Here is a 21154-nt window from a genome sequence, read left to right on the forward strand (position 1 = left end):
GAAAATGTATATCGTTGGCAGAAGAAATTATTTAGACCAGTTATCAAAAACTTCATTGATGACTTTATTCTCGATAAAAATCATCTGCTACCACAGAGAATCTATAAATAATAGTGCGTAAGTCCTATTTAAATAAAAAAGATATTAAAAAATAGGAATTAAATCCCATCTTTAAAATAAAAAAATCTATTTTTAATATAAATCTGCTTTGGTCACACGTTTTAAGGACGGATCTAGACGTTCCCGTTCCAACCGATCTACCCGAGTCAGTTGCGAACGGAACTTGGCACCCTCTTTAAACAGAATCATTTCACCCGGCTGAAAAGCGGTCCATTCCTCATTTTGTGTCAATGGCTCGGTGGTAATAACCGCAACCCTGTCCTTAGGCGTAGTGACCTGACTAAAGTCCACCTCGACATCAATATCAATCAGCTGTGCCGGTCTAAACGGGTATTCACGCACCAGCCAGTGCAATTTGGTAATGGCATAGCTAAACAGCGCCTGCCCATTGGAAAGACAGAAATTAAAAGTGCCGTGTTCTGCAATCGCAGGTGAAACCTCAGCAAGTAGTTCAAAGACCTGATCCAGACTCGGTTCATCATAACCAAAGCGTTTGACCAGCTGATCGAGCAAATAGCAAAAAGCGCGCTCACTATCAGTATTGCCGACTGGGGTAAAACGGCCACTCAGCACCGGAAAATACTCATGCAAATCGCCATTATGGGCAAAAATCCACTGCCGGCCCCACAGTTCGCGGCTAAATGGATGCGAATTTTCCAGATTGATTTTGCCTTGGGTGGCTTTACGGATGTGCGCAATCACATTACGGGATTTGATCGGATAGTTACGCACCAGCTCGGCAATCGGAGATTCAACCGCAGACTGGTTATCGACAAATAGGCGACAGGCTTTATCCTCAAAAAAAGCAATTCCAAAACCGTCGGCATGATCCGAGGTAATTCCGGCCCGCTGGGAAAACCCACGAAATGAAAAGGTAATATCCGTCGGGGTGGCACAATTCATTCCGAGCAGTTGGCACATGGTCTGGTTTCAGCTTTCTATTTTCTTAGATGCTTATTGTGCATGACTACCCGAGTCATTTCAAATAGCTATCAGTTATAAATAGAGATAAAAAAGAGCCTCAATTGAGGCTCTTTTCCGCAAAAAAACAACTTATGGACGAGGTGGATGGGCACGGTTGGTAATCAGTGTACCAACGCCATGATCGGTAAAAATTTCCAATAAGCTGGCATGTGGCACACGACCATCTACAATATGCGCGCTCACTACGCCGCCTTTGACCGCATCCAGTGCACAGCCGACTTTAGGAATCATGCCACCATAGATCACGCCTGTTTCAATCAGACGGTCAACTTCCTGAGTGCTTAAACCCGTCAGCAGGTTTTTATTTTCATCCAGAACACCTGTAATATTGGTCAGCAGAATCAGCTTCTCTGCACCTAGGGCTTCTGCGACTTTACCTGCCACCAAGTCTGCATTGATGTTATAGGTATTGCCTTCTTCATCCACGCCCAGCGGTGCAATCACGGGAATGAAATCGCTGTTGGTGAACATTTCCAGCACATCGGTTTTTACGCCAACGACTTCACCGACCAGACCCAAATCAATTTGCTGAACCGAACCATCTTCAGCCACTTTTTCCATCAGCAGTTTTTGTGCACGAATCAGGTTGCCGTCTTTACCGGTCAAGCCAATGGCACGACCACCATGCTGGTTGATCAGGTTCACAATCGATTTATTGACACTACCGCCAAGTACCATTTCCACGACTTCCATCGTGGCAGGATCAGTCACGCGCATCCCGTCGATACGGTCTGATTCACGGCCCAACTGTTTCAGCATGGAATCGACTTGTGGCCCCCCACCATGCACCACAATCGGATTAATACCAACCGTTTTTAATAATACGATATCACGTGCAAATGAACTTTCCAGCTCAGGATCGGTCATCGCATTACCGCCGTATTTTACTACCAGGGTTTTACCCGCAAAGCGTTGAATATACGGCAAAGCTTCTGTCAAAATCTGTGCTTTGTCGATGCCTGTTTGTTGATTTGGCATTCGCCTCTCCTTATTGAGCATCTAAAATATCTTGAGCGATCTGTGGATAACGGTCACGCAACATGGCTACAAACAGCTGACGAATTTCATTCAGGCCCTGAGCATCATTGGCATCAAAGCGCACTGTGAAATACTCACCTGTATTGGATGCTCGAATGATGCCAAAACCATCCTCAAAATCAAGACGTATCCCATCAATTTTACTGATTTGCGCACGAATTCTTTCAGATTGCTGTTCAACAAAGTCTAAAAGTTCAACCGGATGCACATGATGCGTTGCAATATAAAGATCTTCGGTCCCATGCCGTTTCGGATAAGCCGCTAAAGCTTGTGCAAGACTTTGACCAGTTTGATCCAGATATTCCATGACTCTGAGCGCTGCATAGAGTCCATCATCATAGCCCCAGCCACGGCCATCATTAAAGACATAATGCCCGGCATATTCTCCACCAAAAATCGCCTGCTGCTGAGATTGTGCCAGATAAGTTCTCAGAAATGAGCTTCCGGTACGAATCATCACCGGCTCACCGCCCAAACGTTGCACGGTGTCTCGCACCAGGGTTGAACATTTGACATCATAAACAAACTTGCGTGGTGCTGAGTCAGTGAGGCAAATTTCGGCAAACAGGCACAGTAACTGATCCGCCGTGATAATCTGGCCCTGTGCATCAATCAAGACCACGCGATCGCCATCGCCATCCAGGGCAATGCCCAGATCAGCCTGCTGTTGCATGATGCTTTGGCGTAAAGTCTCCAGATGTTTGTCTTGCGAAGGATCTGGTGCATGGTCTGGAAAATGCCCATTGGCATCACAACGCAAAGCCATCACCGCACAACCCATTTTTTGAAGCACCAGATTGGCACAGCGCCCGGCTGAACCATTCAGACCATCCAGAACCACTTTAAATGAGCGCTTCAACTGGATATCTTTTAATATACCATGCTGATATTTTAGACAAAATTCTGGAATAACTTGATGAGTCTGTTCGTCTAGGCAAAGCTGCTGATTGCTATAATGTGGTTTGGCCAGATGAGCCACCTGCTGGATCATCTCTGGGCAAGGCGGCTCACCAGAGACAATCCATTTAATACCATTATCTTCTTTGGGATTGTGACTGGCCGTGACCATGATGCCATTGCCATCAAATTGCCGTGCGGTGAAATACAGCATCGGACTGGAACAACAACCGACAATGGTGGCTTCAATCGAATAAGCTTGAAAAATACGGCGAATGGTTTCTGCAAAAGCCGGACTGCTAAGCCGTGCATCATAGCCAATTGCGACACGTGTCTGTCGCGCAGCCTGATATTGCTGTGCTAAACCGTGAGCAATTGCATCGATAATCCCAGCACCCAGTACACTGACTTTACCGCGTATGTCATAGGCTCGAAAAATGTGCATAGGGAATAGATGATTCATAGATCCCATAAAACTGTTCTTTTCACTAAATATAAGGAGATATAAAATGACTTATTTCATCATCATGACTTTAAACATTTGTTTTTGTTTTAAGACCCGCTACTTTTAAACCATTTCAATGTAACAATCAATTATAAAAATATTACCGTTAACTGAATAATCAGAAAATTTCTGTGATGAAATAGTCCTTATTTAATTATATTTATTTTTAATTTCCCCGGCTAAAATTAAAATAAAGATATAAATTTCAATTTTGAATAACTCTATTTATATAGAAAATAAATTTTTATTTTTAACTCCATTTTAAGCGTCACATTATGTTTAGGATTTACTTTGTTGTATTTAAGAAATGACCTACATCCATTCATTGTTTGCAGGTCATCTTCTCTTTAGTTTTTACCGGTATGGCCAAAGCCACCAGCACCACGCTCAGTGGCTTCAAATTCACTGACCAGATCAAATTCAGCTTGTACTACCGGCACCAGCACATATTGCGCCAAACGTTCACCCGGCTCCAGACTGAAAGCAGTCTGACTCCGGTTCCAGACCGATACCATCAATTCACCCTGATAATCTGAATCGATAAGACCTACCAGATTACCCAGCACAATCCCGTGCTTATGACCTAAACCTGAACGTGGCAAGATCAGACCTGCAAAAGCAGGATCTTCGATATAAATCGCCAAGCCTGTTTTCACTAAAACGGTTTGACCCGGTTCAATCACTGTCGTTTCATGGACGCAGGCACGCAAGTCCAATCCTGCTGAACCTGTGGTGGCATAAGTCGGTAATGGCCATTCCTGACCGAGACGCGAGTCAAGGACTTTCACCTGAACTTTCATGTGTTCATTCCTGTTGTTGCATTTAAAATATGTATAAGCGTTGAAGTTTATCGTTTGATAAGATTGCGCAAATTATCCAGATAATGCTGCGCCTGTAATTTCGGATCGATATTACCCGCCAGCTTTTTCTTGCGACCTAACCATTCCAGTTCATCTTCCGGTAATTCATCCAGAAAACGGCTTGGAGTCATTTGCTTCATCTGTCCGCCAGCCTTGCGCTGTTCGGCCAAGGTAATGGTCAGACCCTGACGTGCACGGGTAATCCCGACATACATCAGGCGACGTTCCTCTTCAACCGTCTCCGCAGCAATCGAGTTCTTATGCGGCAGAATTTCTTCTTCCAGCCCGATCAGATAGACATAAGGGAACTCAAGCCCCTTAGAAGCATGTAAGGTTAACAAGTTGACTTTGTCAGTATCTTCTTCTTCCTGTTGCTGCTCCAGCATATCCAGCAGCACCATTTTACGAATCACGCTTTCAATATTTTTTTCATCGACATCTTCAGCGCGGTTAATCAGGCTTTGGATGCTGCTGTAAAGCACTTCAATATTGTCGAGCTTGGTTTTTTCCTGTGCCGGCGTGGCTGCAGTTTCCTTGATGTAATCGATATAACCGGCTTCAATCATCATCTGACGGATGATCGGTACCGGTTCATCATCATCAAGTAAATTGCGGGTAAAGCCCTCAATGAAGTCGGCAAACTCTGCCAACTGTGTGGTGGCCTTTTTCGGAATCGCCATGGTCAAACGCTGATCCGCTGCCGCAGCCAGCAGTGACAGGTTATTTTCCTGAGCAAAGAGACCCAGTTTTTCCAGTGTCACCGGCCCAATGGCACGTTTTGGCGTATTGATAATCCGTAGGAAAGCGCTGTCATCTTCAGGGTTAATGATCAGGCGTAAATAACTCATCATGTCCTTGATTTCGGCACGCGCGAAAAAAGATTGACCGCCAGACAATTTATACGGAATCTGCATCTGACGGAGATGGGTTTCTAAAATACGCGCCTGAAAATTGCCGCGATATAATACCGCATAATCTTTCCAGCTTTTCCCATTCATCAATTTATGCGTGATCAGGTCTTTGACCACGCGTTCTGCTTCATCATCATCATTACGGCAAGTAATCACCCGGATCACTTCACCATGGCCTTTGTCTGACCAGAGTTTTTTATCAAAAATATGCGGGTTATTGCCAATCACGGTGTTGGCTGCTTTAAGAATACGACTGGTCGAACGATAGTTCTGTTCCAGTTTAATCACTTTTAAATTCGGGAAATCTTGTTGCAGCAAGGCCATATTTTCCGGTTTGGCGCCACGCCAAGCATAGATGGACTGGTCATCGTCGCCTACGGCGGTGAACTGCCCCATTACGCCAACCAGCAATTTCACCAGAATATACTGTGCAGTGTTGGTGTCCTGATATTCATCGACCAGCAAATAACGCACCCGGTTTTGCCATTTATCCCGTACTTCGGCATTTTCCTGTAGCAGACGTGTCGGCATCACGATCAGGTCATCAAAATCTACGGCATTATAGGCACGCAGATTACGTTCATAAAGCTGATATAAATGCGCAAACTGGACATCTTCGGCAGTTTCACAAGTGGTATGCGCCTGCTCGGGTGGAATCAGATCATTTTTCCAGTCCGAGATCATTTTCATGGCTTTGGCAATCAGTTCTTTGCTTTCTGCACCGGATAAATTGTCACGATGCATCAAATCCATCAGAATACGTTTGCAGTCGTCAGCATCCAGAATCGAAAAATTATTTTTAAGGGGGGTATGTTTCAGCTCCAGACGCAGCATATTCAGGCCAAAGGTATGGAAAGTCGAAACTGAAACGCCTTTACTTTCTTCACGGGTTAACAATTTGCTGACACGCTCTTTCATCTCACGTGCCGCTTTGTTGGTAAAGGTCATTGCAGTAATACGATGCGCAGGAATCCCGCAATGCTTGACAAGATATGCGATTTTTCGCGTGATCACTGAAGTCTTGCCTGAACCCGCTCCTGCAAGTACTAACAAGGGTCCTTGAGTGTATTTCATGGCTTCAAGTTGCTTGTCATTTAACTGACTGGCGAGTGACATATGGCTTCCTCTTCTAGATTCGGCTCCGATTATAGTCATCTCTGCCTCAGTTGCCTAATTTAAAATACGATTAATCAGGTCAATGTTCAGATATAAAAAAACCACCCGAAGGTGGTTTTTTTATATGCGTTTAAAGATTATTGAACAGCATATACCGCGATTTCTACACGACGGTTTTGTTCTTTACCCGCCGCAGTTGTATTGTCTGCGATCGGGTTGGCTGAACCTAAACCTTGAGCATTAATACGTGTACGTGAAACACCTTGACCTGATAAATAAGTTGCTACAGAGTTAGCACGTGCTTGAGACAACGGGATGTTGATTGAGTCATTACCGGTACTGTCTGTATAGCCAGTGACCAAAATACCGCTGTTGTTATCTTCGGTTAATACTTGAGCCACTTTATTCAAAGTGCCATAGAAGTTTGGTTTGATGTTCGATTTGTTGGTATCAAATGTAATGCTACCTGGCATTACAAGGTTAATCGAACCATCTGCATTACGGTTAACATCTACGCCAGTTCCGGCTGTTGCTTGACGTAATTTTTTCTCTTTGTTATCAAGATAAACACCTGCTGCACCACCAACAACAGCACCAATCGCTGCTGCACGGTTGTTTTGACGGCTGGTATTCGCATTACTCTTAGAAACACCGTAACCTGCTGCAGCACCAATTAAAGTACCTAAAGCAGCTTTATCATATTCCACACCACCGAGGTTATTACCAGTTGATTGACAACCTGTAAGTGCTACGGCCCCTGCTACAGCTGCTGAAATTACTAGTGCACGCATCGCATGACTCCTTATTGTATGCTTTGTTGTATAAGCGAAATAATGATTTAAATTGAACGGGATAACCATTGAATTTTTGTTAATAATAAATCGTTTCGCAATATTTTGTAATGTTTATATGTAACTAAAACAATGGACTTCATCACAATATCTTCATAGTTAGGCCTTTAGGCTTTTTTATTTGCCTCACTCTCATTATATTATTCAAAATATGAAAAAATTTAAGCGACTAATCTCTGGGGACTGTTTTGATATGTCATCGAATAGCAATAAACAAGCAACTTTAAAAAAACTTACACGTGGCTTGGCTGTCACCTCAGTGATGACAGGCAGTACTTTTTTTCATGGCCCTCCGGTTCTGGCGCTGGGTTTTACCAAGTTTTTTAAAAAATCTGCAAAAGTTGATGAAACCAATATCAAGATTACCAACAGCTGGTTAGGCGTCAATAACTGGCTGATTGACAATGTGCTCAACAATACCGAATGGCAAATAACAGTAGATGAATCACTTGATTTAAATATGCAGGGCCGTTATTTGATGACCTGTAATCATCAAAGCTGGGTCGATACCACCGTCAATCAGTACTTCGGCTTGACCCGTATGCCGCTGACGCGTTTTTTTACAAAATGGGAACTTATTTTTATTCCTTTTGTCGGTCAAGCCTTTAAAATCTTAGGTTTTCCGATGATGAAACGGCATAGCAAGGAACAGATTGCTAAAAATCCTGCGCTAAAATACCGCGATATGGAAGAAGCACGTAAATCCTGTGAGCAGCTGATCAGTCAGCCCTTTACCCTGTTAAATTATCTGGAAGGCACGCGTTTTACCCAAGACAAACATGATCAGCAGCAGTCTCCTTACAAATACTTACTTAAACCTAAGGCCGGTGGTCTGGCTTTGGCGCTGAGTATTCTCGGCGATAAAATTGATGCGCTGGTCGATATGACCATCGTTTATCCGGACGGTATTCCGGGTTATGGTGAATTTTGGTTAGGTGAAGTGCCACGAATTGCGGTAAATTTAAGAAAAATTGAGATTCCTGACTGGGTACTCGGCGGCAATTATGAAGATGATGCTGAATACCGTGCACGTTTCCAGAAATGGATTGATCAAATCTGGACTGAAAAAGATCAACTAATAGCGCAAATGCAGCAGAACTTTGACCAAAGCGCTGTCTGATTTTTTGCCTGAGTAACTATGAAGAACGACAACCCCGACATCACCTCTAGCTCATTTAAGTTTATTCGTAAAGGCACCTGGGGCTGGAAAGTTGCGCTGATTTACGACATTTTTATGATGGTCTTAATCATCATTAATCTATTTTGTCTCAGTGCCAACGCCATTTTAATGAGCGATTTTGGTCAATGGTTGTTTGACTTCATTCGTTTACCGGAAATCTTGCAGTTTTATAAAAGTGATTTACGCCCTTGGGTGGTCATTACTGAGGGCTGGTTTACCACCTTCCTGATCTGTGAATTACTGGCACGTTGGGGCATTGCCATTGTTCAGCGCCATCATCGGCGCTGGTGGTTTTTTCCATTCGTACATTGGTATGAAATTCTCTCCATTATTCCACAACTGCGCTTTCTGCGTCTGTTACGTGCGGTCGCGATTGGCTATAACTTGCATAGTCACGGTTATAAAGTCATTCCCGAGCGCTGGTATCGTCAAGGCAATTTTTATTACAACATGCTCATGGAGGAGCTTTCCAGCCGTGTGGTGCTGACTGTACTGGACGGTATTAAGCGTGAACTCAGCACCAGTACATCACATAAAAAATTGATTGATGATTTGGTAGAACATCATCGTAAATTACTGGCAGTTGCCTTGGCAGACATCTTGCAGGAATCTTTGGGTAAAGAGTTGCAGGCACAACGTTCCATGATTGCTAAAAATGTCGGGCAAGTAGTCAATCAAGCCATTGAAGACACCCCGGAACTGACCCAGTTATTGCGATTAATTCCACTTGTCGGTAGCCGGATTGAACAACAAATTCAAAGTATTGGCCAACGTCTAGGGGAAAATATCACCCAAGGTCTGATTGATCCCTTTACTCATACCGGCCAAAAAGAAAATCCGACTTTTACCCTAATTTCAGATAAAATCAGCCAGATTCAGATTGAACATAATCCACATATTGATAAGTTGGTCGAATCGGCTGTTTTTGAAACACTTGAAGCGATCCAAAAACAGGTGAAAGTCAAACAGTGGCAACAGATTTTAGAAGAACATGAGCAAAATCAGCGCTTAATAGATAGATAACATTTAAAGTGCAGAACCAGATAAAATCATCCGGTTCTGTTGGCATAAAAAAATAACTGAGATCGCTAGAGAATTACGCCAATTTGTTCTAGGATTTGCACTATTTACAACATTGCTTCGACATAAAACCAGCAAGTCAGAAGTATTTAAGGAAGAATTATGGCTGATATACGGATAAAAGGCAGAATGGTCAATGCAATACGCATTAGCTTAGATACCAATGATCATGATGCCATCCGCCAGCAACTTAGCCCAAAATTACAAGCTGCATTCCCATCTGGCACTTTGGCCGTCATTGAGAGTTCAGTTGAACAGGAACTGATTGCCCTGATTCAGCTGTTAATCGACTTAGATGTACAGCCAATGGCCGTGACTGAGGGTTTACTGGGTGATCAGGCGCGTTCCATTCAGTTCCCGGTTCTGCCACCCGATCGCCAGTTAGAAGAAGTGAAAGCCACGAAAGAACAGGTGGTAGAAGTTAAGCCAGAAGCAGCGACAAGTGATGATCAGGCAGCTGCTGCCCCGATCGTTGCGCATGTGACCTCATATCATGATGAAATTCTGCGGACGGGCCAATGTATTGTGCAGCATAATGGCGACATTATTATCAATGCCGGCATCAACAGTGGTTCAGAACTGATTGCTTCAGGCAATATCCATGTGTATGGCAGCGCACGTGGTCGTGTCATTGCAGGTGTCGGGGGGAATACGGCAGCTCGTATTTTCTGTCACAGCCTTGAAGCAGAACTGATCTCGATTGCGGGAACCTATTGCGTAGCGGATGATATTCCCCCGCATGTCGTTAAGAAATCAGTGCATATTTACTTGAATGATCAACAAGAGCTTGTATTTGAAGCTCTACAATTTTAATGTATAAATAAATACCAAAAACCCCATTTTAAACAGGGGATTTGAACCATAACAGGAGTGGATTCGGTGGCGAAAATTGTTGTCGTAACGTCAGGCAAAGGTGGTGTAGGTAAAACTACAACAAGTGCATCTTTTGCAACAGGTTTAGCCCTACGCGGTCACAAAACTGTTGTGATCGATTTCGATGTAGGTTTACGTAACCTTGATTTGATTATGGGCTGTGAACGCCGTGTAGTTTATGATTTTGTGAATGTTTTAAATAACGAAGCACGATTACAGCAAGCACTGATTCGCGATAAAGATATTGAAAATTTATATATTTTACCTGCATCACAAACACGTGATAAAGATGCCTTAACAGATGAAGGTGTTGCTCGTGTAATGGATGAACTTTCGCAGGAATTTGATTACATTATCTGTGATTCACCTGCCGGTATTGAACGTGGTGCTATTTTGGCCATGTACCATGCTGATGAAGCCATCATTGTCACCAATCCTGAGATTTCATCAGTACGTGACTCTGACCGTATCATTGGCATGCTTGACAGTAAAACTAAAAAAGTAGAACAAAACGAAGGTCGCATTCGTAAGCATCTGTGTATTACCCGTTTCAACCCGGAACGTGCCGATAAACAGGAAATGCTGACGATTGACGATATTTCTAAAGATATTTTACGTGTACCGACCTTGGGCGTTATTCCTGAGTGTCCAAGTGTTTTACAGGCATCGAACGAAGGTAAGCCGGTGATTCTTTTTACTGAGGCTGCAGCAGGTCAGGCTTATGATGACCTCGTGGCACGTTTCCTTGGCGAAGAACGTCCTTACCGTCATATCGAGGTAAAACCTAAGGGCTGGTTAGCACGACTATTTGGAGCGTAGACATGGCAGGATTCTGGAGTAAACTTTTTAGTGGCGAGGATAAACCATCAAGCGCACGGACTGCTAAAGACCGTTTGAAGGTTATCGTTGCTTCCGAACAAGGCTTGGGTCGTCGCTTGAGCCAGGACAAAATTGATCAGATGAAGACAGAAATCATGCAAGTGGTCAATCGCTATGTACGTGGTGTCGATGAGCAGCATATTCAAATGTCGGTACGTTCTGAAGCCAATATTGAAATGCTTGAGATGAATATCAATTTACCTGAAGAACGATAATCTGATTTTTGATTGGTCAAGCAAATTGATTCAAGGCAAAATATGAGGCCGGATTAGTAAAGCACGGCTTTACCCGGCCGCAAGACGAGAAGCTAGGCTTCGAGTGGGCTGGTCGTAAATACTGCTTTACCCAGCCGCAAGACGAGAAGCTAAGCTTCGAGTGGGCTGGTCGTAAATACTGCTTTACCCGGCCGCAAGTCGAGAAGCTATGCTTCGAGTGGGCTGGTCGTAAATACTGCTTTACCCGGCCGCAAGTCGAGAAGCTAGGCTTTGAGTGGACTGGATCAGTAAATTAAAGCACGGCTTTTAAGGATTTACTCAATCCCAAGACTAGAAACAATGTTTCTAGTCGACAGAGTCAGCTCAAAAGACACTGTCTCTTGCTCATACAAATTTTGCCTTTTTTCATGCCGAAAAAACTACATTAGATTAAGGAAATTGCGATGGCATTATCTCAACCAGCGACCTTTAACGAAGAATGGTCAGATGAGCGTGTATTTGCCTACCTGAATCAGCTTCCTCCTGCAGGTGTAAATGCTGACTTTCATGTGCTTTATCATGCTTTCAAGCATATGCGTCCATTTGATTATGAACGCCTGTTGACGAAATTTGTCGCTGATGGCCGTGATGTCAATGCAACCAATCCTGAAGGGCAACGCATTCATGACGTGATTGCCACCTTCCCGCGTCAAAGTGCCGAGTTCTTGGCGGTATTGGCGAAGTTTGCCTGATTTTAGCTACCGTATTAAAAAAGCCTGCAATTGCAGGCTTTTTTATGGTTCAGCATAGAGAAACTTAAACCAGAATCTCGCGTTTACCATTGGCACCCATGCCACTGACAATACCGTTCTCTTCCATCTGGTCAATGATCCGCGCAGCACGGTTATACCCCAGACTAAATTTACGCTGTAGCGAAGACGTTGAAGCCTTACGGGTTTCGAGTACAAATGCTACGCACTGATCATACAGTGCATCTCGATCTGGGCCACCCTCTCCACCCTCTTCAAAACCGCGACTTGATGGTTCCTCATCATACGGCGTCAGGATTTCATCGACATAATTGGGCGCACCACGTTCACGCCATGCATCACAAATCCGGTTCACTTCATCATCGGCAATAAAGGCGCCATGCACACGCTCAGGCTCAATTTTACCAGGCCCCAGGAAGAGCATATCACCATGACCGAGCAAGTCTTCTGCACCGCCTGCATCCAGAATAGTACGTGAGTCAATTTTTGAGTTGACACGCAGTGCCACACGGGTCGGAATATTGGCTTTGATTAAACCGGTGATCACATCCACCGATGGACGCTGAGTGGCAAGCAGCAAGTGAATACCGGCCGCACGGGATTTTTGTGCCAGACGCGTAATCATTTCTTCAGCTTTTTTACCGACCTGCATGATCATGTCAGCAAATTCATCCGCGACAATCACAATCGAAGGCAACGGCGTTAAACGCGGTGCACGCTCACCCACCACTGAATCACTGGCCTTCCAGGTTGGATCGATCAGGTCTTCACCATTGGCAATCGCTTCTTCGACCTTGCGGTTATAGTCACTGAGTTTACGAATTTTCAGGAAAGACATCAGTTTATAGCGACGTTCCATTTCATTGACACACCAATTTAATGCGTTGACTGCATCTTTCATATCGGTGACGACAGGCGTCAATAAATGTGGAATATCATTATAGTTAGCCAGTTCCAGTTGCTTTGGATCGATCAGAATCAAACGCAACTGTTCAGGGCTGTATTTGAGCAACATCGATAGAATCATCGAGTTGACTGCCACCGATTTACCTGAACCCGTGGTACCCGCCACCAGCATATGCGGTGCCTTGCCCAAGTCAGCAATTACCGGATTACCGGAAATATCCTTACCCATTGCCATGGAAAGAATACTGTTCGGATCAGTGAAGGCTGGAATGGTCAGAAGCTCGATCAAACGTACCATTTCACGGCTGCTGTTCGGCACTTCAATCCCGATATACGGTTTACCAGGAATCACTTCAACCACACGTACCGATGCCATCGACATCGAGCGTGCCAAATCTCGGGAAATATTAGTGACTTTAGAGGCCTTCACACCCGGCGCCAGATCCAGTTCAAAACGTGTCACCACTGGGCCCGGCTGTGCTTCAACCACCTTGGCTTTGACATTGAATTCCTGCAGTTTGATTTCAAGCAGTTCAGATAAACGCGACAATTGTTCTTCAGTGAAATTCACTTTTTTATTCGGATCGACTTCATCCAGCAGGTCCAGACCCGGAAGAGGCGATAGATCTTTACGGCGCTCAGCCACCTGCATCGCACGTGACATCGGACGGCCTGAAGCATCAGTTAAAGGTGCATCAAAATCAAACTCGTCTTCATCTTGTGGTTTGCCAGCCGTTTCTTGCCAGGCTTCTACAAATTCTTCTTTAGATAAAGCCTCGCGTACTGCGGCATGAGTTGCAGAAGAATCAGATACCGGTTGTGCTATAACTTGATGCTGAATCGGGGCCTGTACAAAAGCAGAAGATTGCGCATAGCTAGAGCTGCGTACCGGTTGGCTTGGTCTTGGCTCATCTTCTTCAATCAGCAAATCACCCAGGTCATCCAGATCGGCTTGCAATGCACTATTTTTGACTACATGTGCTGTTGCGACAGATGCCAGAACCGGCGCCGCGCTTGTAACTTCTTCGGAAAAGCTCTGGGGGTTTGCAGCAGGCGCAGCATTAAATGGACTATGCACATCTGTCGCCGTTTTCCCTTGTGGAACGGCAGCCAGAAGTTCATCAAAGATTTCATCATCATCCCAGTCCAGCCCAGTATGCGTAGCAGGCGCTGTTCTGGCTTGAACATGTTGAGACGGCACAGCTTGAGAAACCGCCAAGTGTGAGGCTGGAGCACTATGCTGCTCTTCTTCCGCAGCTTTAAGTAATGCATCAATATCCTGTTTATGGCGCTGATCTTCACTGGAATGTAAGGCACGCCATACTTCGCCTGTTGCCACGACGCGGTCTGGCTGTTGCGGCACTTGCGGTGCTTGCTTCAATGTCTCGACTGGCTCAGGAGCCTGCTGTACAGCCTCAGGAATATCGTCATGTAACTGTGGCTGCTGCGATTCTTTATCAGCAAAATCATCAAATAAGCGTTCAGCAACCTGATCACGCACTACCGGATCGATGTCTACCAGTTCATGCTCAGGTGCAGGGGTTACTGCGACCATTTTCTTCGCAGCATTCACTGGCTCTTTTTTAACCACAGGCGCAGTCCGGTCAAAATCGGACATACCTTCAGGGATATTGCGATAGAACAGATCCTGTAAATAAGCCGGTGTTGCTTTGAGACTGCTCCAGGTCTTGTTCCACTTCACCCCAAAGGCCAGTGTAAATAACATCACCCAAAATACCAACAGGAAGAATGCAGCACCATATACCGTCAGCAACTGTTCTAAACTCTGGCCTAATTCATAGCCAATAATACCGCCGGAAGAGTTATCCAGCGTATCGGCAGGCACTTGCCAGAATAAAAACAGCAGTGCTGACGTGGTCAATAACAGGAAGAATTGCGCAGCATAGCGGAATGGCCGGTTCAGGAAGCTACGTGGCCACCAGACCTGAACCGCTTCCATAAACAGATAGACAGGAATCAGCAGGCTTGCCCAACCGAGAAAGCCAAACAAAAGGTCTGCAATCCAGGCACCCGCAACCCCACTGGCATTCGAAACGGTCTGCGTATCACTAGAGATATGCATCCATCCCGGATCAAATGGCGTATAGGTCACTGTTGCAAGAAACAGATAAATCCCAAATGAGACTAAAAATAATGTCATTACTAAGCGCTGTGCATAGGCACTCGACACCGCTGTCATATACTGTCCTGTAACCAATTCTTCATGAATATTCTTTTGCTTCAATGCTTGAAAAAAGCGACGCAATAAAAGGCATATTATGCACCTGTTCTGTGAAAAAAGATGCACTATTGTGCAAGCACACTGTGTACTTATTATATATAGCCCAAATCGATTTCAATGATCAATAATATCGACTTTAATCTCACCCCACTGTTATACAGTTTCACGTATAATTCAATAAATTTCTAAATAAAAAAGGATACAGCTGATGAGCGCACGTCACTCACGACTGATTATTTTAGGTTCTGGCCCCGCAGGCTACAGCGCAGCAGTCTATGCAGCGCGTGCAAACCTAAAACCAACCCTCATTGCCGGTTTGCAACTGGGCGGCCAATTGACCACGACCACGGACGTGGATAACTGGCCTGGTGATCCTGAAGGCTTAACCGGTCCAGCATTGATGGAGCGTATGCAGGCGCATGCAGAGCGCTTTGGCACTGAAATCGTGTATGACCATATCAATGAAGTAGATCTAAACCAGCGCCCTTTCGTATTGAAAGGCGATATGGACGAATTTACCTGTGATGCTTTAATCATCTGTACCGGTGCAACAGCTCAATATTTAGGTCTTGAATCTGAAGCTGCCTTTATGGGTCAAGGCGTCAGCGCTTGCGCCACTTGTGATGGTTTCTTCTACAAAAACCAGAAAGTCATGGTTGTGGGTGGTGGTAACACCGCTGTTGAAGAAGCCTTATACTTATCCAATATCGCTTCGCATGTGACTCTGGTTCATCGCCGTGATTCATTACGTTCTGAAAAAATCTTGCAAGATCATTTATTTGCTAAAGAAAAAGAAGGCAAGATCAGCATTATCTGGAACCATCAGGTCGATGAAGTTTTAGGGGATGCACAATCTGGTGTGACCTCAGTACGTATCAAGTCGACCCAGGATGACTCTACTCAAAACGTCGATGTAACGGGTATGTTTGTTGCCATTGGCCATAAGCCAAACAGTTCAATGTTTGACGGTCAGTTGCAGCTGCGCGACGGTTATATTCAGGTGCAAAGTGGTACTGCGGGTAATGCAACCCAAACTTCGGTACCGGGCGTATTTGCTGCGGGCGATATTGCTGACAGCATTTACCGTCAGGCCATTACTTCTGCGGGTTCAGGCTGTATGGCTGCACTCGATGCAGAAAAATATCTTGATGCGATAGGCAAACTAGACTAAGCAGCAAGAATAAAAATGCCGTCCATTATGGGCGGCTTTTTTATTGCTAGAATTAGCTTATGATTCATCTATAGTTTTATTTCAGGTTTGCCATGCATCTACTTTCTCCCTCACAATTTATCTTCCCTGACCCGATGCAGGTTGACCCTGAAGGCGAAGGACTGATTTGTATTGGTGCTGACCTCTCCCCTTCCACACTTTTTGAAGCCTATACCCATGGCTTATTTCCCTGGTTTTCTGAGGGAGAACCTATTTGCTGGTGGAGTCCGGAACCGCGCTGCATTATTCGGCCCCATGATTATCATCCAAGTAAATCCCTGATCCGCAATATGAAAAAATGGGATTATCAAATCACGGTCAATCATGCTTTTGAAAGGGTGATTCGTTCCTGCTCATTGCCGCGTGCTTATGCAGAAGATACCTGGATCAGTGAAGATATTATCGCAGGATACTGCGACATGTTCGATGCCGGATATGGCTATAGTATTGAGATCTGGGATGAAAATCGCATTGTAGGTGGGCTTTATGGTGTAACGATTGGACAGGGTTGTTTTGGTGAGTCCATGTTTAGTACGCAGACCGATGTTTCTAAAATGGCTTTTTATACTTTAATGCTGATTGGGCAGGAAAATAAGCTGCCCTGGATTGACTGCCAGTTGGTCAATGACCATCTTTTAAGCCTCGGCGCCTGTACACTTTCTCGCCAAGACTATCTTAATTCGTTACAAGATGTTGTAAAACAGCCTGCTATCGATTGGAAAAAGTATCAAGAGGGTGTATTTTCAAGTAAAACAATAGCGCAAAACGCGCGACTCAGTGAATGAAAATAACAGAGGGTACTTGTTATGAACTCTTATCAGCCAAAGTCCCTACTGAACGATTTACAGTATTATATTACGCCGCCGCACGATTGCAGCTACTTGCCCAATAAGTCGGCACGTATGGTTTTTCTGGATCCTGCGCATCGCATTGATGTACTGACCCTGTCAGAACTGTCGCGCACCGGTTTCCGGCGCAGTGGCGATTTTGTTTATCGTCCGGAATGTCATCTGTGTCGTCAATGCTTATCTTCACGCGTGCCAGTGGCTGAATTTTCCATGAACAGTTCACAAAAAAAAGCCTGGAAACGCAATCAGGATCTTCGGGTGAAAATTACCAGTCCAGAGCAGGCCGGTGATACGCATTATGCGCTGTATGAACGCTATATCAATGAACGCCACGCAGATGGGGACATGTTCCCCCCGAGTCGCGATCAGTTCGAAAAGTTTTTATTGCAAAGTTGTACGGATAGCTTCTTTTTAGAATTATGGCTGGATGATCGCTTGATCAGTGTTTCCACCTGCGACTTGCTAGATGATGGCATCTCGGCTGTATATACCTTCTTCGATCCGGATGAAAATCGCCGCTCTCTCGGTGCATTTGCAATCTTGAAGCAGATTGAACATGCGCAAAAACTTGGCTTGCAATTCATCTACCTCGGTTATTGGGTGCCACACTCCAACAAGATGAATTATAAATCTCAGTATCTGCCTCTAGAACTCTTGATTGATGGCCAATGGCGACGTTTAAACCGTGCGCTGAGTGAGCTGGAGATTCAGCACCTGGGAAACTCATTGATGACGACCTTACCCAGCGGATGGAATCACCAGATTATTAAATAAGGTCGTCAGTTTCTATTTGAACAGGCTAGCAAAGTCATCCGTACATGCCTTGACCATAATGATGGCATGTTCGCGTGTTCCGTTTGAACCCGGATAATAATTTTTGCGTAAATCAATCTGATGAAAGCCTGACTTCTCATAAAGCTTGATGGCAGCAATATTAGTTTCGCGCACTTCCAGGAAAATCTGCACCGGATTATTTTTCAGCATGGCGACTGAGGCATCCAATAATTGATAACCCAAGCCCTGACCTTGCTGGGCCGGATCAATTGCCATAAGCAGTAAATTGGCTTCATCCAGCACCGGTTGTAAAATACAAAATCCCAGCACCTGCCCTTGCTGCTCGATCACGGTACTTTGATAAGCAGTCACCGCATCTTCAAACTGTTTTAAAGTCCAGGGATGTGATTGAACAGATTTTTCAATCTTTGCAACGGCTGCTACATCCGCTGCTTGCATTAAACGAATCATCTTCGTTCATCTTATATAGAATTAACTTCCGCATTATAGAAACTTCATCCAAAAAATCGAGTAAAAAAAAGAGCAATTTCAATCGCTCTTTAATTTTCAGTCCTATTCAAGTCCGAGTTTGGCTTTCCAGACTGTTAACAGGCCATGTGTATCATGAGCATTTGGATGAAAGCCAGGTTTAAAGTACATTAACATTTCACGACCCATGCCCGTAATTACCCCTTTTGATGGGCTATACGCGTAGGTATATATCGATTTCAGCGATTCCAAATTCAATTGATTGTCCTGCTTGAGTAAACGTGCCAGAAAATAGCTTTGTACAACAGCTAAGGTTGCCATCGAAATGACCAAAGATGAGGTCCGTAGCGCATAGGCTTTTAAACCGTTACCAAAGACAGCTTCAAACACATCATAGGCCACCGCTTTATGTTCATTTTCTTCAATCGCATGCCACATCCACATATTTTTCATGGTTTTATCAGTCATCAGTTCCTGGATATGAGCGTTACTTAACAACTGCGTTGCGATGGTCGCGGTAAAATGTTCCAGTGCTGTGGTTGCAGTCAAATCCACCATTTCTTGGCTAATGCCAACTGGCTTCAGCAGTTTGGCCATGACTTTACGCGTGGTCTGAATCACCTGATCGGTATAATGATCCAGTGTCTCGACATCATGTCCATAGCGCTGTGCGGAGGCATTAAAACCGACATGTTCATGCGTGTGCATAGCTTCTTGACCAATAAAGGCAGAAATTTCTTTTTGCAATTCTGCATTATCTTTGATCGCTGGATGCTGACGCACGGCCCGAACGCTATCGATAAAGAACTTTTCACCTGCCGGAAACAGTGCAGATAAGGCGGTCATAAAATGCGTTAAACCGGCTGATCCATGCATCCAGTATTCCGGGACATGATCAAAATCAAAATTCATACGACGAACAGGAAAGCTTGCACCAGCACGCTCTGAAATTTTTACTTTTACGTTCATTGTAGGCTCCTTTCAAGCACAGCTGCCTGAATCTATTATTTGTTTTATTGAGCCTAGTTTTATTGATTTTTATCGTATAAATAAGTGCAGTTTAGGTCATCACACTATCAGTTAAGGACACTCATGAGTGATTGTCTGACAAAAATCCAGACAAAAAAAACGCCTCAAAGAGGCGCTTTTTTTACACAATCAGCGATTATGCAGTTACTTTAGCAACTACACCAGCACCCACTGTACGACCACCTTCACGGATCGCAAAACGTAGACCTGGGTCCATTGCGATTGGGTGGATTAGCTCTACTGACATCTCAACGTTGTCACCAGGCATAACCATTTCCACGCCTTCTTTAAGCGCGATCGCACCAGTTACGTCCGTAGTACGGAAGTAGAACTGTGGACGGTAACCGTTAAGGAATGGAGTGTGACGACCACCTTCTTCTTTAGAAAGTACGTATACTTCCGCATCGAATTTAGTGTGTGGCTTGATCGCACCTGGTTTAGTCAATACTTGACCACGTTGTACGTCTTCACGCTTAGTACCACGTAGAAGAACACCACAGTTCTCGCCTGCACGACCTTCGTCAAGCAATTTACGGAACATTTCAACACCAGTAACTGTAGTTACTTGAGTATCACGGATACCAACGATTTCAACTGATTCGCCTACTTTAACAATACCAGTCTCTACACGGCCAGTTACTACTGTACCACGACCAGAGATTGAGAATACGTCTTCAATTGGCATAAGGAATGGAAGGTCGATAGCACGTTCTGGCTCTGGAATGTAAGAGTCAAGTGCTTCAACCAGTGCAACAACAGCGTCTTCGCCATACTGACCAGCTTCACCGTTAAGTGCAGCAAGTGCAGAACCGCGGATCACTGGAGTGTCATCGCCCGGGAAGTCATAAGTAGAAAGAAGTTCACGAACTTCCATTTCAACCAGTTCAAGAAGCTCTTCGTCATCTACAAGGTCGCATTTGTTCAAGAATACAACGATGTAAGGTACACCTACCTGACGAGAAAGCAGGATGTGTTCACGAGTCTGTGGCATAGGACCATCAGTCGCAGCACATACAAGGATCGCGCCGTCCATCTGAGCAGCACCAGTAATCATGTTTTTAACATAATCGGCGTGGCCCGGGCAGTCTACGTGAGCGTAGTGACGAGTTGGAGAATCGTATTCTACGTGTGAAGTATTAATTGTAATACCACGTGCTTTTTCTTCTGGTGCAGAGTCGATTGCAGCGTAATCACGCGCTTCGCCACCGAATTTCTTCGCACATACAGTTGCAATCGCAGCTGTTAAAGTTGTTTTACCATGGTCGACGTGACCAATTGTGCCCACGTTAACGTGTGGCTTATTACGTTCAAACTTAGCCTTAGCCATGAGATCTTCCTTTTTAAACTACTCATGCAGGATCACTGCATGAGCACTTGGGTTTAACTATGAATTAGTTT

The 21154-nt window shown here is 44.6% G+C and carries 19 protein-coding genes and 1 pseudogene; 10 read left to right on the top strand and 10 right to left on the bottom strand.

The window, feature by feature from the left end:
• Window positions 1-111, top strand: a pseudogene (locus tag FTU82_RS03905) (IS701 family transposase); the annotation flags it as partial.
• An 81-nt stretch (window positions 112-192) separates the two neighbouring features.
• Here FTU82_RS03905 and FTU82_RS03910 read toward each other — a convergent pair.
• From FTU82_RS03910 to FTU82_RS03935, 6 genes are all read right to left on the bottom strand, one after another.
• Entirely contained in the window at window positions 193-1041 is an 849-nt protein-coding gene (locus FTU82_RS03910; RefSeq protein ID WP_005096047.1) for a class II glutamine amidotransferase, read from the bottom strand.
• 132 nt (window positions 1042-1173) lie between these two features.
• The gene (argB, locus tag FTU82_RS03915; protein WP_005096046.1) at window positions 1174-2082 is read right to left on the bottom strand and encodes an acetylglutamate kinase; all 909 of its coding nucleotides are present in this window, start codon (window positions 2080-2082) and stop codon (window positions 1174-1176) included.
• A 10-nt stretch (window positions 2083-2092) separates the two neighbouring features.
• Window positions 2093-3511 (bottom strand): phosphomannomutase/phosphoglucomutase, encoded by a 1419-nt coding sequence (locus tag FTU82_RS03920; RefSeq protein ID WP_074384136.1) that lies wholly within the window; start codon window positions 3509-3511, stop codon window positions 2093-2095.
• A 380-nt stretch (window positions 3512-3891) separates the two neighbouring features.
• The gene (gene dut, locus FTU82_RS03925) at window positions 3892-4344 is read right to left on the bottom strand and encodes a dUTP diphosphatase (protein WP_005172331.1); all 453 of its coding nucleotides are present in this window, start codon (window positions 4342-4344) and stop codon (window positions 3892-3894) included.
• A gap of 47 nt (window positions 4345-4391) precedes the next feature.
• Complete coding sequence (locus FTU82_RS03930) at window positions 4392-6431, bottom strand: UvrD-helicase domain-containing protein (RefSeq protein ID WP_005096042.1); 2040 nt, start codon at window positions 6429-6431, stop codon at window positions 4392-4394.
• A 137-nt stretch (window positions 6432-6568) separates the two neighbouring features.
• On the bottom strand, window positions 6569-7222 hold the full coding sequence (locus FTU82_RS03935) for an OmpA family protein (RefSeq protein ID WP_005096041.1): 654 nt from the start codon (window positions 7220-7222) through the stop codon (window positions 6569-6571).
• A gap of 253 nt (window positions 7223-7475) precedes the next feature.
• Here FTU82_RS03935 and FTU82_RS03940 point away from each other — a divergent pair, with 253 nt between their 5' ends.
• From FTU82_RS03940 to FTU82_RS03965, 6 genes are all read left to right on the top strand, one after another.
• The gene (locus FTU82_RS03940) at window positions 7476-8402 is read left to right on the top strand and encodes an acyltransferase (protein ID WP_005172334.1); all 927 of its coding nucleotides are present in this window, start codon (window positions 7476-7478) and stop codon (window positions 8400-8402) included.
• A gap of 18 nt (window positions 8403-8420) precedes the next feature.
• Window positions 8421-9485, top strand: coding sequence for a preprotein translocase subunit SecA (locus FTU82_RS03945; RefSeq protein ID WP_180001728.1), 1065 nt, complete (start codon window positions 8421-8423; stop codon window positions 9483-9485).
• 159 nt (window positions 9486-9644) lie between these two features.
• Window positions 9645-10355: a septum site-determining protein MinC gene (gene minC / locus FTU82_RS03950; RefSeq protein WP_005096035.1), complete on the top strand. Its 711-nt coding sequence runs from the start codon at window positions 9645-9647 to the stop codon at window positions 10353-10355.
• 66 nt (window positions 10356-10421) lie between these two features.
• The gene (gene minD / locus FTU82_RS03955) at window positions 10422-11234 is read left to right on the top strand and encodes a septum site-determining protein MinD (protein WP_005096033.1); all 813 of its coding nucleotides are present in this window, start codon (window positions 10422-10424) and stop codon (window positions 11232-11234) included.
• Between the two features lie 2 nt (window positions 11235-11236).
• Entirely contained in the window at window positions 11237-11509 is a 273-nt protein-coding gene (gene minE / locus FTU82_RS03960; RefSeq protein ID WP_005096032.1) for a cell division topological specificity factor MinE, read from the top strand.
• 443 nt (window positions 11510-11952) lie between these two features.
• Complete coding sequence (locus FTU82_RS03965; RefSeq protein ID WP_005096030.1) at window positions 11953-12240, top strand: PA4642 family protein; 288 nt, start codon at window positions 11953-11955, stop codon at window positions 12238-12240.
• Between the two features lie 64 nt (window positions 12241-12304).
• On the opposite strand, the gene FTU82_RS03970 is transcribed toward FTU82_RS03965, so the two are convergent.
• Window positions 12305-15364 (bottom strand): DNA translocase FtsK, encoded by a 3060-nt coding sequence (locus FTU82_RS03970; RefSeq protein WP_180086349.1) that lies wholly within the window; start codon window positions 15362-15364, stop codon window positions 12305-12307.
• Window positions 15365-15614: 250 nt separating this feature from the next.
• Here FTU82_RS03970 and trxB point away from each other — a divergent pair, with 250 nt between their 5' ends.
• From trxB to FTU82_RS03985, 3 genes are all read left to right on the top strand, one after another.
• Window positions 15615-16577 carry a thioredoxin-disulfide reductase gene (gene trxB, locus FTU82_RS03975; RefSeq protein ID WP_180086347.1) on the top strand — a complete coding sequence of 321 codons (963 nt, stop codon included), beginning with the start codon at window positions 15615-15617 and terminating at the stop codon, window positions 16575-16577.
• Between the two features lie 92 nt (window positions 16578-16669).
• Window positions 16670-17401 carry a leucyl/phenylalanyl-tRNA--protein transferase gene (gene aat / locus FTU82_RS03980; RefSeq protein ID WP_180000118.1) on the top strand — a complete coding sequence of 244 codons (732 nt, stop codon included), beginning with the start codon at window positions 16670-16672 and terminating at the stop codon, window positions 17399-17401.
• A 21-nt stretch (window positions 17402-17422) separates the two neighbouring features.
• Complete coding sequence (locus FTU82_RS03985) at window positions 17423-18238, top strand: arginyltransferase (RefSeq protein ID WP_005096022.1); 816 nt, start codon at window positions 17423-17425, stop codon at window positions 18236-18238.
• Window positions 18239-18250: 12 nt separating this feature from the next.
• Here FTU82_RS03985 and rimI read toward each other — a convergent pair whose 3' ends face one another.
• The 3 genes from rimI to tuf all read right to left on the bottom strand — a co-directional run bounded on the left by rimI (window position 18251) and on the right by tuf (window position 21083).
• On the bottom strand, window positions 18251-18709 hold the full coding sequence (rimI, locus tag FTU82_RS03990) for a ribosomal protein S18-alanine N-acetyltransferase (protein ID WP_005096020.1): 459 nt from the start codon (window positions 18707-18709) through the stop codon (window positions 18251-18253).
• 102 nt (window positions 18710-18811) lie between these two features.
• Window positions 18812-19696, bottom strand: a complete 885-nt coding sequence (locus FTU82_RS03995; RefSeq protein WP_005096018.1) for a metal-dependent hydrolase — start codon at window positions 19694-19696, stop codon at window positions 18812-18814.
• Between the two features lie 196 nt (window positions 19697-19892).
• Window positions 19893-21083: an elongation factor Tu gene (gene tuf, locus FTU82_RS04000; protein WP_005095265.1), complete on the bottom strand. Its 1191-nt coding sequence runs from the start codon at window positions 21081-21083 to the stop codon at window positions 19893-19895.
• Between the last annotated feature and the right edge of the window lie 71 nt (window positions 21084-21154).

Source organism: Acinetobacter sp. YH12151 (genome assembly GCF_013418355.1).
Classification (GTDB): Bacteria; Pseudomonadota; Gammaproteobacteria; order Pseudomonadales; family Moraxellaceae; genus Acinetobacter; species Acinetobacter pseudolwoffii.